This window comes from Planococcus plakortidis (assembly GCF_001687605.2).
Lineage (GTDB): Bacteria > Bacillota > Bacilli > Bacillales_A > Planococcaceae > Planococcus > Planococcus plakortidis.
The window spans coordinates 913288-927593 of the sequence record NZ_CP016539.2 but is presented as its reverse complement, the minus strand read 5'-3'; the positions used below and the strand labels follow the sequence as shown (position 1 = coordinate 927593).

Here is a 14306-nt window from a genome sequence, read left to right as displayed (position 1 = left end):
TTTCCCCTCCTTTCATGACCGCACCGCTTCTCTTGCCTTTGCGATCGCCAATAAGTCGATGAGCAAGGAAAATCCCGTTTCCGTTTTCCCCGCTCCTGCGCCACTCAGTGTGACCGGTCCCAACAAATCGGTCTCATAGGTGATGGCATTGAGCGCGCCGGAAATGGAAGCGAGCGGGTCATCCAACGGCACTTTTTCAGCCGCGACTTTCGCTTTGACGCGCCCGCCTTCCTTCGTAGCCGAAGCGATGAGCTTCCAGCGCTTGCCTTCCATGCGTGCTTCTTCGATAAGTGCCGGCGTCATGTTGGAGATGCCTGAGCATTCCACTTCTTCGACGGATAGGGGCATGCCCATGACATGCTGAGCGAGAATGACGATCTTATAGCGTGCATCAAGGCCTTCTACATCACTCGTCGGATCCGCTTCCGCATAACCAAGCTTTTGTGCTTCCTTGAGTGCCGATTCATAGCTTTCCCCTTCATCCATGCGCATGAGCATGAAATTGGTCGTGCCGTTCAAAATGCCGCGAATTTCGGTGATATCATTTCCGGCAAGTGCAAGTTTCGGCATTCGCAGTGCAGGCGTCCCGCTCATGACCGTTCCTTCAAAGCCCCAGGAGACATGGTGTTCATTCGCTAGCGCCGAGAGCTCCCGGTAAGCGAGCGCAACCGGCCCTTTATTGGTCATGACGACATTTTTGCCGCTTTGAAAAGCTGCGCGGCAATGGTCGATTGCCGGCTGCCCGGTTTTGACATCCGTATAGGACACTTCCACCACCGTGTCAGCGTTCGATTGCCTGATCGTCTCCAAACTGTCCCAGCCCGTGATGAGCCCTTCCGTTTTCGGATAGCTGTCCAGGCTTCCGGTCTTTTGTACCGCGTCCAGAACCGCTTCGAGGTCGAGCCCATCCGGATGGTACAGCGAGCCTTTCTTGAAATCGGATATCGCGACTACTTTCGCTTCGAAGCCTTCCCGCTCTTGCAGGCTTTGCCGTTTATTGTGCAGGATTTCCGCGAGCCCTTGGCCGACTACGCCGAAGCCGATAAATGCCAGTTTATGTGTCATGCTGTTCCTCCTCTTCTCCGTGCCCGTCCGGTTGTTCGAAAAAGCCGATTGCTGCATTGGCTAATATGGCGGCTCCGAGCGGCAGGCTGCGCTCATCGATATCGAAATGCGGCGTATGCAAATCCCGCTCGATTCCGTCATCCACCGCGCAGCCGAGGAAAAACATCGCCCCCGGCAGCTGCTGCGTGACATAACCGAAATCTTCGCCTCCCATGCCGAACGCCTGGTGAGTGAACCTTACAGATGGATCTGTTTTACGGATAGCTGCTGCGATCCGTTCGTTGACGCTTCTATCATTGACCAATGCGGGTTCCCCCCGCTGGTAATGAAAGGAATGACCGCCGCCAAGCTGATCGGCAAGCGCGAAGGCCTCGCGGATTTCCGCCTCAAGCAAATCCCGCGCTGTGCTTGAATAGCTCCTGACCGTTCCTTCCACTTGGACCTCATGCGGGATGATATTGCTTGCGGTTCCAGCATGGATCTGCCCGACGCTGACAACCGCGGGTTCGAGCGCGGAAATTTTCCGCGGCACGATGCCGTGCAGTGCCTGCAAAATGAGGCCGAGCATCCAGGTCGGGTCGCTGCCGAGCTCCGGATACGCACCGTGGCCGCCGGTCCCCTGGATGGTGCCATGAAAGACATCGACGTTCGCCATGCTGATGCCATCGTGCATTTGAACAGCACCGACTGGTAGCCACGGGCACATGTGAAGCGCGATTGCCAGCTTCGCTCCCTTATAAGCGCCCGCTTGCAGCAAATACGGGGAGCCGGACATGGACTGTTCATCAATCATTTCTTCCGCCGGCTGGAAAATGAATTTGACCGTTCCGCCTAATGGTTTGTCCCGGTAGTATTCCGCAAGAAGCGAGACAGCGCCGAGCAGGATGGCGGCATGCGCATCGTGTCCGCAGGCATGCATGACCCCAGGGGCTTTCGAGCGGTAATCGCACGTGTTCGCTTCCTCGATCGGCAAAGCATCGATATCGGCGCGCAATGCCATTACCGGGCCCTCGCCGGTTCCGACCGTTGCGGTCACGCTCGTTTCTAGGCCTATTCCCCGTTCGACCGCAACGCCTTCGATCGGTTCCAATACCGAGGTGATAAAATCCGCAGTCTCGAATTCCTGGAAACTCAACTCCGGGAATTGGTGCATCGTCCGCCGCCATTCGCTGAGCCTTTCGCCCATCCGTTCCGCTTCCCGCAAAAGTTCATCTTTGTCCTGCATCTTATTCACCTGGCTTTCCGATTAAACGTTCATCACCGTTTCGACATGCTGGAACGCTTGCTCGAAATCGTTGATGATGTCTTCGATTTCCTCGATGCCGCAAGAAACGCGGATCAGGCCTTCCGGGATGCCCATCGCTGCGCGTTCTTCCGGCGTGCACTCCACATGGCTTGTCGTGCGCGCCGGTCCCACTGTCGTTTCGACCGCACCGAGATTTGCCGCACGGTTTGCGTATTCGAGTTTCGGCAGCAAGTCACGCACTGTGTCGACGCCGCCTTTGACCGAGAAGCTCAGCATGCCGCCGAAGCCTTTCATCTGGCGTTTTGCGATATCGTGGTTCGGATGCGTCTCGAGCCCCGGATAGAAGACGTCTTCGACGATGTCCTTTGTCTGCAAGTATTTGGCGAGCGCCATGGCGTTCTTGCTTTGTTCGCGGATGCGCAAATGCAAAGTCTTCATGCCGCGCAGCAGCAGGTAAGCCGCCATCGGGTCCATCGTCGCGCCATTGATTTCGCGGTAGTGATAGACTTGTTCGACCAGTTCATGCGATCCGACCAACACACCTCCGAGCGCATCGGCGTGTCCCCCGAGGAATTTCGTTGCGCTGTGGAGGACGAGATCGACGCCGTGTTCCAAAGGATTCTGGTTGATTGGCGTGCCGAACGTGTTGTCGATGATGACGAGTGCGCCTGCTTCGTGGCCTGCTTTTGCCATGCGCGCAATGTCCGTGATCTTGACAGTCGGGTTGGTCGGTGTCTCCAAATAAAGGATCTTGCAGCCTTTTTGGAGTTCGGCTTCGATCGCCTCGTGGTCTCCCGTATCGACGAGCGCTACGTCAATTTGCTGGCGCGGCAGGAATTCCGTGAAAATCTTGTTCGTCCCGCCATACGTATCCTTGATCGACACGATGCGGTCACCCGGCATAAGGAAGGTCGCAAGCGTATTGCTGATGGCCGCCATGCCCGTCGAGAAGCTCGTCGCCGATTCCGCCCCTTCCAGCAATTTCACTTTGTCTTCGAACGCTTGGACTGTCGGGTTCGTGTTGCGGCCGTAGATATGCCCTTTTTTCTTGCCGATTGCCACATCGTACCATTCGTCCATATCGTCGTACGTATAGGCGACGCTCAAGACGACTGGCACTTGCGATGCCCCGTGTACCAGATAATCTTTTTCCCCGCCCCAGACCGCTTGTGTTGATTGATGGATTTTGTTGTTAGTCATGAAATCACTCCTCAAATTTTTTCAAGTTTTCAGTTTTTCGCGGCCGAGGATCAGGCTCCGCCTTGATAGCCGATTAAATGGCCTTTGGTGAATAAGCCGCGCGGCATGTTCGCTAACGTTTCACAGCCGGTTTCCGTTACGCGGAAAGTTTCGCTCACTTCGAATCCCGAATCATCGAACCACATGGCGGGAATCATATGGAAAGCCATGTTCGGCTCAAGTATCGTGCGGTCGCCCATCCGAATGCTCGCGGTATGCTCGCCCCAATCCGGCGGGTAATTCAAGCCTACCGGATAGCCTATGCGCGCTTCTTTTTCGAACCCATAACGGGCGATCGTCTTTGTCCACGTAGCGCAGATTTCTTCCAGGTAAATGCCCGGCTTGATCATCGCCAGGCATTCATTGATTCCTTCTGTCGTCACATCGGCAAGATGCTGAAGCTCCGCATCGGGCGTCCCGATAAACACTGTCCGGGCCAGGGGCGAATGATAACGTTTATAACAGCCTGACAACTCCAACGTGACCGATTCCCCTTGTTTATAGCGCTTGTCGGTCCACGTCAGGTGGGGGGCTGCTGTCCGCTCACCTGTCGGCAAAAGCGGCATGATCGACGGATAGTCGCCGCCGTGCTCTTTAGTGCCTTTCACCTGCACTTCCAATATCCTTGCTGCGACGTCGCATTCCCGGACACCTTCGCCAATCATTTCAATGCCTGCAGCCATCGCTTTTTCCGAAAAACGCGCCGCCCGTTTCATGTACTCGATTTCAGTATCGGATTTCACCAGCCTTACCCAATTGACCAAGGAGGTAGCATCGTGGAAACGGGCGTTCGGCAAGCCTTTTTGCAGGCTGGCAAAACATTTCGCCGTAAAGTAATAACTATCCATTTCCACTCCGATCGAACGCCGGTCCTGGCCGATTTGTGCCAGGATTTCCGCCACGAAATCCATCGGGTGGCGCAATTCCGTCTGGACGTAGATTTCGGGGTAAGCAATGATATTATCGTGATAAAGCCAGGTCGTGATTTTCGCCCCGTTTGCATCCATGATGCGCCCGACCCACAACGGCTGGTCCTCATCTTCAATGACGATAAGCATCTGGTGTACGTAAAACGACCAGGCATCATATCCCGATAAATAATTCATGTTGGCAGGATCGGTAATGAGCAGCACTTCAATTCCTTTTTCTGCCATCCGCTGCTTCGTTTTTCTGATACGCCCCTGATACTCTGCTGTTCCAAACGACATGGGAAATCCCCTCCTCGTGTTCACGGATTAAAAGTCGGAATAATCAATTTATTATTCTTGTTTTCACTATAACTGCCGGCCTTCTTTTTATGCATCCGTCATAATGTATGAAAATACGTGCAGCCCTTTAGTCAATTTTCCACATAAAAAAAGCCTTCTTGATTAGAAGGCTTTCATTCAAGCATTATTCGGTTCATTAGCACGGATGCGGTAAGTCCGGACACATAATTCCAATAGAAACAAATCGTCCGGGTCGACAAGCGACAGTCCTGTCAAAGATTCGATTTTACGCAAACGGTAAAGCAGGGATTGACGATGCAAGTTCAAGGCACGCGCCGTCTGGCTGACATTGCCCTGATAATGGTTGTACGCGGAAAAGGTGCCGATCAGGTCCATCTGCCGCTGCTGGTCATAATCGACAAGCGGCTGGATCGTCGACAGGATGATGTCTTTCATCCCTTCCGTTTTTGCCAGTTGCAACAGCAGGCGGTCTGCCCGCGTATCGCGGTAATCCATCCGATGCCCCGCCCCTTTTTTCCTGCGCCCGATTTCCAGCGCCGCTTTCGCATGCCGGAAACTGTTACTGAACCCTTCGAATCCTTCCTCATAATCACCTATACCCCAGGACAAAACGACTTCCGGCAATAAATTCCCAAGCCGCCGTTCGATCAAATCCAGGAAATTGATTTGGTTTTCCTGCCCGCTTTCAAGCGGCTTTTCCAGAAAGATGATCAAATACCCATCTGCATAGCCTGTCATCACCGTGCGTTTCATGGCATGGGCCGCATAATGGATTTCTTCTTCAATATAGGCAACCATGCTTTTCGACCATTCTGTATACGAACTATGGTCAGGCTTTCGCCGCTCGAATAATTCCCTGAAATTCTCAGGGCTTCCCGCCAGGCCAATATACGGGAGCTCCATGTCATAACCGAGCGCACGGGCACGGGAAGCCGCCTGCTCTTTGGTCGTGAATTCCCCGTTGGCGAGCTCACGGACAAAATCCATTCGCAAAGCCGCTTTGGTCTCCTCGACCGCATTCTGCCTGGAGCGCCATAAGGAAATGGTCGTTGCGGCATGTTCAAGTACATGGACCGAAAAGACATCGAGACGCCCATCACCGGCATTTTCCGGCAGTTCGACGAATAGATAACCCTGCGCTTCCTCCGATACTTGGAGCACCGGGACTTGGACGAGCTTCCGGCCGCCCAGTTCACCGCTGCGGAATTTCTGGACCATCGGGTCGCGGTTTCCTTTAGGCGGCTCTTGGCAAATCGGGAAAGTTCCTTTGCTGACCTGCCGTTCCCATGCTTCCAGCTTGGTACGCGAAAAACCGGCTGAAGCTTGCACGGCTCCATATCCATCCGTAATGAGCAGCGCACTTCCTAGCTCGCGGCGGATATACGCAGCGATTTTCTCCAATTCCGCGTCCGCTAAAATCAGTTTCAACAAGTCCTGCTGCACTTGTTCTGAACGCTGCCGTTCTTGGCTGTGCAAGTCGTTCAAATCGATCATCACTTCTTCGATGACCGTCGAAAAGCGCAGCTCCCACGGCAATTCAACAAGCAGGAACTCATGCGCTTCGGCCAGTTCTGCAACCTCTTTCGGTATTTCGTAAACATGCCGCCCCATCGCGATCATGAGTGCCGCTGCCCCTGAATCGATGATATCCTTGACGAATCCGCGAAAAGTTTCCAAATCATTTTTGCATCCCATCGCAGTCGTCAGCACCAGTTCATTGCGGCGCACGAAATTCTCCACGGGCATTTCCATGACAGACACCCAGTGCACAGGCCGCGCGTGGGCAAATTCTTTAGCGGTACGGACGACCGCCCCTTCCAGCAATCCATAATCCAGGACATCCTGCACGGTCAGCTGCATATAATCCCCTCCGCGCCTCATTGGTTTCTGCCAGTATAGCAAAAACAAGCCTTCCAAAAAAGTAAATGTCCGAATAATCTGAACTGTTTAAAGGTGAAATGGATTTTTCCATTCCATCAATAACGCATAATCACGCGATTCTTCATCATCCAAATAACCTGGAATTATCGCTACGGGCATGCGGCCACAGCTGAGCAAGAAGCTGATGACCGGGTCCCTCAGCTCACCGGCCAGCACTTGGTCGATATATTGTTCAGCCGCCAGTTCCTCCGAAACACGGTGATACCCCGGCATCCGCCCGCCGCCGATAAGCCGCTCGAGACCGTCTGCGACGACCCGCTCATACATCGCTTCCATCAATAGTTTGCCAAGTTTCAATTTACGGAATTTCGGCTGGATGCCGATATCCACGACATACAGTGATTCGCCGTCCGGATCATGCGTCTTGATCGATCCCGAATCGGTCACGTCTTCCCATCTATGAAAAGGATGGGCGGGATCGAATTTCGTGAGCATCCCTGTCATGGATCCTGCAATCTCGCCATCGATCTCCACACAGATGGCGCCTTCAGGATAAAGGGCGATATGATTACCGAGTTGTTCCCTGTTCCACAGTAAGTCAGGCGGGAACGGAGGCGGAAAGCTTTCACGCTGGACCTCGATCAAGCCAGGAAAGTCGTTTTCAGTATAGGTCCGGACAGTCGCCAAGACCGGACGCCCGTCTTTGAAAACGTATTGCTGTTTTTTATACATGGCCATCCCTGCCCTTCTTTCTGTTTAGTTTACCCGAAGACAGCGCGGATACACACTGGAGTATGCGGGATGAATGGGATGGCTTCGGCAGCCTGGAGTTTTCCCTAAAATAAAAGCTTGCCAAATTGGCAAGCTTTTCGTTTTTCTCCTAATTAAACTGGCGGTAATACTTGTGGCCCGTTGATTGTCACGTTTCCATTAGCATTTTCTGCGCCTGCCGTAATTTGAGGCAATCCGGCCGACAAAGTCAAAATTAGCGCCAATGCTGCGCCTGCCAACAATTTTTTCTTTTCCATATCATTCACCGTCGCTTTCAAGAAATTGAGCTTGATAATAATAGGCTTTCTGCCAATCTTGCTGCTCTTTATAATGAGCCGCAAGCTCTTCAGAGAGATGTTTGGTGTCTTTTATATAACCATATTTTTTGAAAAATGGAAACATTTTATCTTCTTTATAGTTCAAAAGTTCTTGTTGGGAAAATTCTCGTTTTCCATAATAATCGCTATAAATATTAAAGTATTCTTCATCTTTCGGAGTCCCGGGCATGCGCAATTGTTCAATCAACTGAAGCGTTTCTTCTTCACTTATTCCCTCGAGTTCCAATAGATTTATGATTACTGCTTTATGGATGTAACTGCCGGGTTGCACCACATCTTTCAATTCCGAAAATAGCTCGAATGCTTGATTGCCCTGTTTTTGATTTTTCAACAATTCCGCATAATTATAGAGAACCGATTGATATAACTCGTGTTGATGTGTCAAGTAGGCGTTACGTTTCACCACTTCATACAAGCTTGCGGCTTGAGTGCTTAAATTCCGTCTCGTATAGTTGATTGCTAGCAATAGCTGCGCATGCAGGAGGCGGATGTAATTATGGTGCATTTCATAAGCACGTACCGCCCGTTCCGCAAAGTATGCAGAAAGTTCTAGACGGTCATGCACTATTAAAATTCTAGCTTTTTGATAGTAAAACTCCCCTTCAAGTTTTTGCGGGATACTTTGAAGTCCTTGATCCAATTGGTACATCAAATCCATCGCTTCTTTTTGCTGGCCTAAAGTAGTGAAATACAGCGCCTGAAAAAATCGGCTCATCCATAACTCGGGTGCTGTAAAAGAAGCTTTTAACTTTTCCAGCAACTTTTGTTGTTTCGAAGCCTTATCCAATTGTAAATCCAGTACATAATAGCGGAATTTATACAGTTCATATTGATTCACCAAGTCGGTAGATTGCAAGTAATCGTCTTCATTTAAAAGCTCTTCGTAAATTTTATGCAAATTATCTAAGTCGTAATGAAGCGCGCAATCTATAAAGCGCCCCAATTGCTTTTCAAGCCGCTTCTGGTGCTCTAGTTCTTTTTTCAATTGCACGCCCATCTTGGAAAGCAGCGCTTCATAAGTTTCCTCATGCGGCGTATAGGTATTGGATTCAATCTTGCTCAAATGCGATATCGAACAGATGCCATCAGCGAGCTGTGACTGTGTGAGATTGTGTTTGAGCCGATAGTATTTAATCACAGAACCGATGTTCATAAACTCACCTTTCTTTGTCAGAATATATAAATAATAACACAAAAAAACAAGCCTGGCTGTGACAGCCAAGCTTGTTTTTAGGCCAACTCTTATGGCAGGCGGTAGAAGCCGAAGCCAGAAGCGGAGTCGTCTCCAGATCCTGCATAATAACCGGATAGGATGTCGTTGTCAGCTGCGCGGCTTTGGAGATCGCCGCGGACTTGCGTGTGCGATGCAGATGGGTTTGCTGCCCAGATCTTGGCTGCAAGGCCTGCTGCGTGAGGAGATGCCATCGATGTACCGCTGATGGTTGCATAGCCTCCATCATACCAAGCTGAGTAAACACTTGCGCCTGGGGCTGACACTTCTACATCATATTTCCCGATTGAATAGTCGCCAGCATATTGGCTGTATCCACGGGATGAGAAATCCGCTACGCGGTATGTGCCATTCTGCTGTACATTTTCAAGAGCTGCTACTGCCACTGCATTTTGCAATGCGCCTGGGAATCCGATCGATCCTTGGTACGGGCCTTCGTTGCCTGCTGCCGCAATGACAAGCACGCCTTTATTGTAAGCATAGTTGACCGCATTCGTGATCAGGCTGCTTTCCGCTGAAGACCCAAGAGACATATTGATGACAGTTTTTTGGTTCAAAGCAGAAGCCTGATCCGCTACGTGGCGGATAGCCGTTGCGATGTCATCGGCAGAGCCTGACCCGTCATCGCCAAGAACTTTGTATCCCCAAAGATCCGCTTGCGGCGCTACGCCGTACAAGCCGCCATTGCCGTTCGCTAGCGCCGATCCAGCTACGTGCGTGCCGTGGCCTTGACGGTCTGTGCAGGAGCCGTTGCGGATGCTTGTGCCGATAGTGAAGTCTTTACATTGCTCGACATTCGCTGCGAGATCCGGGTGGCTTGTGTTGACGCCCGTATCCAACACTGCAATGTTGACGCCTGATCCGCCGCTTGTTTTCGTGATGGAACTATTGTTATAGACCGCTTTGATGCCCCAAGGCGTGGACTGGGAAGCTGCCGCTGTTTTATAGCGCGCTTGCGGTTCAAGTGTTGTCGTTTCCACTGTATATTCCGGAACTTTTTCAATCGTCACGTTCTTGTTTTTCTTCAAGGCTTCGTATTGCTTTTCCGTCATATTGGTTGTGAAGCCCTCGCTATTGAAATCCCAGTGGACGCCATATTGGTCTTTCGCTTTTTCAAGCTCTTTTTTCCCTGGCATGTCGACGAGCACGCGGATTTTATCGTTTGCGTTCGCATTTTGTGCATCCGGAGCTTCATTTGCCGAAACCCCCATAGCCGGTACGAGCATCGTCGCTGCCAGCATTGCTGTTGTAATGAATTTTGCCGATTTTTTCATCTTTCGAATCCCCTTTTCCGAATAGATTTGGTTATGGCTCGTTGCAGCAAGCGGCGTCCCGCCTGTTGTCCTGCGGCTGTTGCCATGCTTTAAATCTAGCAGAGAAAAACGGATTGCGTAATTGGGAAAATCCTTGAAGGAAAACAGGGAAAACGGCAGAAGTAGATCTTTGTACCTAAACCGATATGCCTTTTCATGCAGAAAATAAAAAAAGCCGCTCTGTAGGCGGCTTTTATTTCAACCGATAGAGACGCGCTTCGTATGGCTGCAATTTACCGTCCAGATGGCTCTCGTAATTCGACAGCAATAGTTCGCCGTCCACCGGGCTCCACCAAGGGCAGGTGTCATCATCGAGATGCGATATGACCAGATACCGTTCTTCCCCATACTCCCGTGTATAGGCATAGACGAACGGACATTCCAGAAACGCCAAATGGGTGCTTCCGTAAACCAACGCTTCGTGCTCTTTTCGCAGTCGCAGCATCTTTTTATAGAAAGCAAGCACCGATTCGGGGTCTTGCTGCTGTGCTTCCACATTGAGCCAATTGAAATTCGGGTTCACCGGAATCCACGGTTCGCCTCCTGTGAATCCGGCATTTGCACCGCCACTCCATTGCATCGGCGTCCTTGCGTGATCGCGGCTGACTTTCTTGATGGTCTTCATCAAATCTTCGTGAGGGACGCCTTTTTGGCGGTTATAGCGATATATATTTTTCGTTTCGATATCCCGGTACATACTGATGTCATCAAACGGCGCATTGGTCATGCCGATCTCCTGTCCTTGGTAAATGAACGGCGTGCCTTGCATGAAGAAATACATACAGGCAAGCGCCGTCGCGCTTTCCCGCCAATGCTCCCGGTCATTCCCCCAAGTCGAGACGGTACGCGGGCGGTCATGGTTTTCCAGATACAAGGAATTCCAGGCAATGCCTTGCGCACTGCGCTGCCAGCGATCGAGGACGATTCTCAAGTCGTCGACATCGACGCCCCCTTCTGTTTCTTCATCCCACGCCTCTTCATGCGCTTCCAAGTGGAAGATCATATTGAATTTCCCCTCCGCCTCGCTGATCCAGTCCCCGATTTCATGTGAACGTACGCTATTCGCTTCGCCGACCGTCACAACGTCATATTTTGCAAAAGTCTCCTGACGCAATTCCGCCAGTAACTCCTGTATCCCTTCGACATTCGTCATTTTCTCCCAGGCCGGCACATAATTCAGCCCATCCGGATTGGGCATGTCCGTATAATCTTTCTTCAAATGGTTAATCGCATCCACACGGAAACCGTCAATGCCTTTATCGAGCCACCAAAGGATCATATCGTAGAGCGCTCGACGCAATTCTGGGTTTTCCCAATTCAAATCGACTTGGCTTTTGGAAAATAAATGAAAATAATATTGTCTCGTTTTTGGATCGTACGTCCAGGCCGGCCCGCCGAATATGCTTTCCCAATTCGTCGGCTTGTCGCGCCAGACATACCAATCGCGTTTCGGGTTGTCAAGTGATGATTTGGATTCCAGAAACCACGGATGCTGGTCGCTCGTATGGTTCAACACCAAATCCATCATGATCTTCATGCCACGGGAGTGGATGTCCTCAAGCAGGCGGTCAAACTCCTCCATCGTTCCCATTTCATCCATAATAGCCTGATAATCACTGACGTCATACCCATTATCGACATTCGGCGATTGGTAGACCGGGCATAACCAGATCATGTCGACACCGAGCTCCTGAAGATAATCGAGCTGCGCCCGGATGCCGTTCAAGTCCCCGATGCCGTCGCCGTCCGTATCGAAAAAGCTGCGCGGGTAAATTTGATAGACGACAGACTCTTTCCACCACGTCTTTTTCAAGCTCATCCCCCTCTTTCTGCTATTGCGGAATTGATGTGCTTACATCGGCTAGTCAAGCGTTATTTTTTATATAGTATACGCCTTTCCCCGTAAAATCCCTCTTTACTTGCATAATAAAAGCCGCCCGCGGCAGGCGGACGGTTTCGGTCAATTATTCAAGTAATATTGTTCCATGGCACTTGCGGAAAATCCTGCGACGTAATCGCTGCCGCCATCATCTTCGATCGACTCGATCATCATCGCCAAAATGAAGTCTTGCTGCTCAGCGTGATAAGAAACGAAAAACCCGTTCTCTTGCCCCTCTTCGCCGAGAGCCCCTTTCAATTCAGCTGTGCCTGTTTTTCCGGCGATCGGTACAGCGTCGATATCGGCTGATTTGGCATAGCCGTCCGTGACGACATTGCGCAGACTTTCCTGTAGCACAGCCGCATTGCCTTCACTGATCAAGCCTTCCTTCCACACTTGCCCGGCTTCTTCGCTGGCGTAAAGCGTCGGCTCATAGATTGTGCCGCCGTTGAGGAAAGGCTCGTAAGCCGAAGCGAGATGCAGGATATTGGCGAGCATCTGGCCTTGGCCGAACGATGTATCCGCCAACTGCCCTTCGGATCCAAGGGTGCCGTCGTTGGAAATCTGTGAACTTTCCAGCTCGATGGCAAACGGCAATTCCTCCCCGAAACCGTAGGCAGCCAGTCCATCAATAAATGTCTCCCTCCCCATCTCGAGTGCTTGCCTTGCGAAATAGATATTGTCCGAGTAGACAAGCGCCTTATTCAAATCGATCGGGTTCGGTGCTTCCGGATGCAAACGGGATACGCGGTATGAGCCCCATGAGCTGTCTTTTTGCCACGTCTGCCCGTTGATTTCGAGCCCTTGCTGCGGGTCGAGCGTCCCTGCTTCCATGCCGATCGCTGCTGTCACCGGTTTAATGGTCGATCCCGGTGCATAACTTGCGGCAAAACGCGTGAACAGCGGATTCAACGGGTCTTCCGACAATTCCGCATAGCGTTCTCCGCTGATTCCTGCGATGAATTCATTCGGATCGAATCCCGGGGAACTGATGAGCGCCAGCGTCTCGCCATTTTCAGGCGACACCGCGGCAGCGCTTCCCGGTTCCCCTTGCATCGAATCATAGACGGCCGTCTGCAATTCCGCATCGATCGTCAGTTCCACATCTTCTCCAGCTGTCGGCTCCTGTTCGGCGAGGACGATATCTTCCGCTCCCTCTTCTTGCTTTTCGATCAGGATGCGCGCGCCGCTCTCGCCGCGCAGGCGTTCTTCCAAGCGCCTTTCCAGGCCTTGTCGGCCGATCAAGTCATTCGGGCCGTAGCCTTGGCCTTTCAGTTGTTCCAGTTGCTCTGCCGTAATCGAACCGAGATAGCCGGTTAAATGGCCGAATGCCTCGCCGTATGGATATTCCCGCATCGCCGTTTCCTGATAGGTCACGACATCGCTCGCTTCCACGTCAGCGATCAATTGTTCCGCCGATTTCGAAGCCTTTGTCAACGGCACGAATTGATTCGGCTGAACCCAGCTTTGACCCAGGCTGGATTCTATCGATTCCACCGACAGCCCCAGAAGTTCGGCGGCTTCTGCAATATCGCCGTCCCCTTCGAGCCGTTCCGGCACTACGCCGAGATTATAGCCCGTGCCGTTGATGGCCAAGCCTCGCCCTTCGCGGTCCGTAATCTCTCCCCGTTCAGCTGCTTCGGTCCGCACTGCAATCCCGTCGCCTTCTTCAAGATCCTTGAAGATCAAGGATGGGTCCCAATCGACAAACCAATTCTCCCCGCCTTCCTGCTCTTCGTGGATCAATGAAATCGTTTCGTCGAATGCAATCGGCCCGGCAAGTGTCTCCATCTTGATAGTAAGCGGAAACTCAGCCGGTTCCGCTTCATCCCACTCCGCCTCTTCCTCTGCTGTATAGCTGACTTCCAGATTCTCGATGCCGAGGTCTTCAATCAACTGCTGCTGACGCTCATCGAACGCTTCCTGGGGAAAGGCTTCTTTTGAGCTTTGTGTCAAATACCCTTCATACATGGCAGTGAAATCCTGTCCGTTCCAGTGGCCGACGTACTCATCCAAACGGTCTTGAGGCGTCGGTTGCGGCTGGCATCCTGACAAAGCAAGCGCCCCTGCCCCCACTGCTATTGTTATGTATCGTTTCATTTCGATAACCTCCT

11 protein-coding genes are annotated in these 14306 nt (G+C 51.7%); all 11 read right to left on the bottom strand.

The features are described from left to right. Positions 1-12: 12 nt before the first annotated feature. Positions 13-1065, bottom strand: a complete 1053-nt coding sequence (locus tag BBI15_RS04720) for a homoserine dehydrogenase (protein WP_068868547.1) — start codon at positions 1063-1065, stop codon at positions 13-15. Further along, positions 1055-2290, bottom strand: a complete 1236-nt coding sequence (locus tag BBI15_RS04715) for a M20 metallopeptidase family protein (protein WP_068868546.1) — start codon at positions 2288-2290, stop codon at positions 1055-1057. Before BBI15_RS04715 ends, BBI15_RS04720 begins: the two co-directional genes overlap by 11 nt. 21 nt (positions 2291-2311) lie before the next feature. Then, positions 2312-3511 (bottom strand): cystathionine gamma-synthase family protein, encoded by a 1200-nt coding sequence (locus BBI15_RS04710; RefSeq protein ID WP_068868545.1) that lies wholly within the window; start codon positions 3509-3511, stop codon positions 2312-2314. 50 nt (positions 3512-3561) lie between these two features. Further along, entirely contained in the window at positions 3562-4758 is a 1197-nt protein-coding gene (locus BBI15_RS04705; RefSeq protein WP_068868544.1) for a M24 family metallopeptidase, read from the bottom strand. A gap of 177 nt (positions 4759-4935) precedes the next feature. After that, on the bottom strand, positions 4936-6639 hold the full coding sequence (locus BBI15_RS04700) for a PucR family transcriptional regulator (protein ID WP_068868543.1): 1704 nt from the start codon (positions 6637-6639) through the stop codon (positions 4936-4938). 87 nt (positions 6640-6726) lie between these two features. Further along, positions 6727-7392 (bottom strand): GNAT family N-acetyltransferase, encoded by a 666-nt coding sequence (locus tag BBI15_RS04695; RefSeq protein ID WP_068872513.1) that lies wholly within the window; start codon positions 7390-7392, stop codon positions 6727-6729. A 152-nt stretch (positions 7393-7544) separates the two neighbouring features. Next, on the bottom strand, positions 7545-7688 hold the full coding sequence (locus BBI15_RS16395) for a hypothetical protein (RefSeq protein WP_157101628.1): 144 nt from the start codon (positions 7686-7688) through the stop codon (positions 7545-7547). 1 nt (position 7689) lies between these two features. Beyond that, positions 7690-8922, bottom strand: coding sequence for a helix-turn-helix domain-containing protein (locus BBI15_RS04690; protein ID WP_237150912.1), 1233 nt, complete (start codon positions 8920-8922; stop codon positions 7690-7692). Between the two features lie 89 nt (positions 8923-9011). Then, a complete protein-coding gene (locus BBI15_RS04685; RefSeq protein WP_068868542.1) occupies positions 9012-10274 on the bottom strand; it encodes a S8 family peptidase in 1263 nt (420 codons plus the stop codon). 232 nt (positions 10275-10506) lie between these two features. Continuing rightward, entirely contained in the window at positions 10507-12126 is a 1620-nt protein-coding gene (locus BBI15_RS04680; protein ID WP_068868541.1) for an alpha-glucosidase, read from the bottom strand. Between the two features lie 147 nt (positions 12127-12273). Beyond that, positions 12274-14292: a penicillin-binding transpeptidase domain-containing protein gene (locus tag BBI15_RS04675; protein ID WP_068868540.1), complete on the bottom strand. Its 2019-nt coding sequence runs from the start codon at positions 14290-14292 to the stop codon at positions 12274-12276. Between the last annotated feature and the right edge of the window lie 14 nt (positions 14293-14306).

Coding starts and splice junctions, on each gene's coding strand:
- BBI15_RS04720 (WP_068868547.1), bottom strand. CDS start 1,065: ATGACACATAAACTGGCATTTATCGGCTTCGGCGTAGTCGGCCAAGGG.
- BBI15_RS04715 (WP_068868546.1), bottom strand. CDS start 2,290: ATGCAGGACAAAGATGAACTTTTGCGGGAAGCGGAACGGATGGGCGAA.
- BBI15_RS04710 (WP_068868545.1), bottom strand. CDS start 3,511: ATGACTAACAACAAAATCCATCAATCAACACAAGCGGTCTGGGGCGGG.
- BBI15_RS04705 (WP_068868544.1), bottom strand. CDS start 4,758: ATGTCGTTTGGAACAGCAGAGTATCAGGGGCGTATCAGAAAAACGAAG.
- BBI15_RS04700 (WP_068868543.1), bottom strand. CDS start 6,639: ATGCAGCTGACCGTGCAGGATGTCCTGGATTATGGATTGCTGGAAGGG.
- BBI15_RS04695 (WP_068872513.1), bottom strand. CDS start 7,392: ATGTATAAAAAACAGCAATACGTTTTCAAAGACGGGCGTCCGGTCTTG.
- BBI15_RS16395 (WP_157101628.1), bottom strand. CDS start 7,688: ATGGAAAAGAAAAAATTGTTGGCAGGCGCAGCATTGGCGCTAATTTTG.
- BBI15_RS04690 (WP_237150912.1), bottom strand. CDS start 8,922: ATGAACATCGGTTCTGTGATTAAATACTATCGGCTCAAACACAATCTC.
- BBI15_RS04685 (WP_068868542.1), bottom strand. CDS start 10,274: ATGAAAAAATCGGCAAAATTCATTACAACAGCAATGCTGGCAGCGACG.
- BBI15_RS04675 (WP_068868540.1), bottom strand. CDS start 14,292: ATGAAACGATACATAACAATAGCAGTGGGGGCAGGGGCGCTTGCTTTG.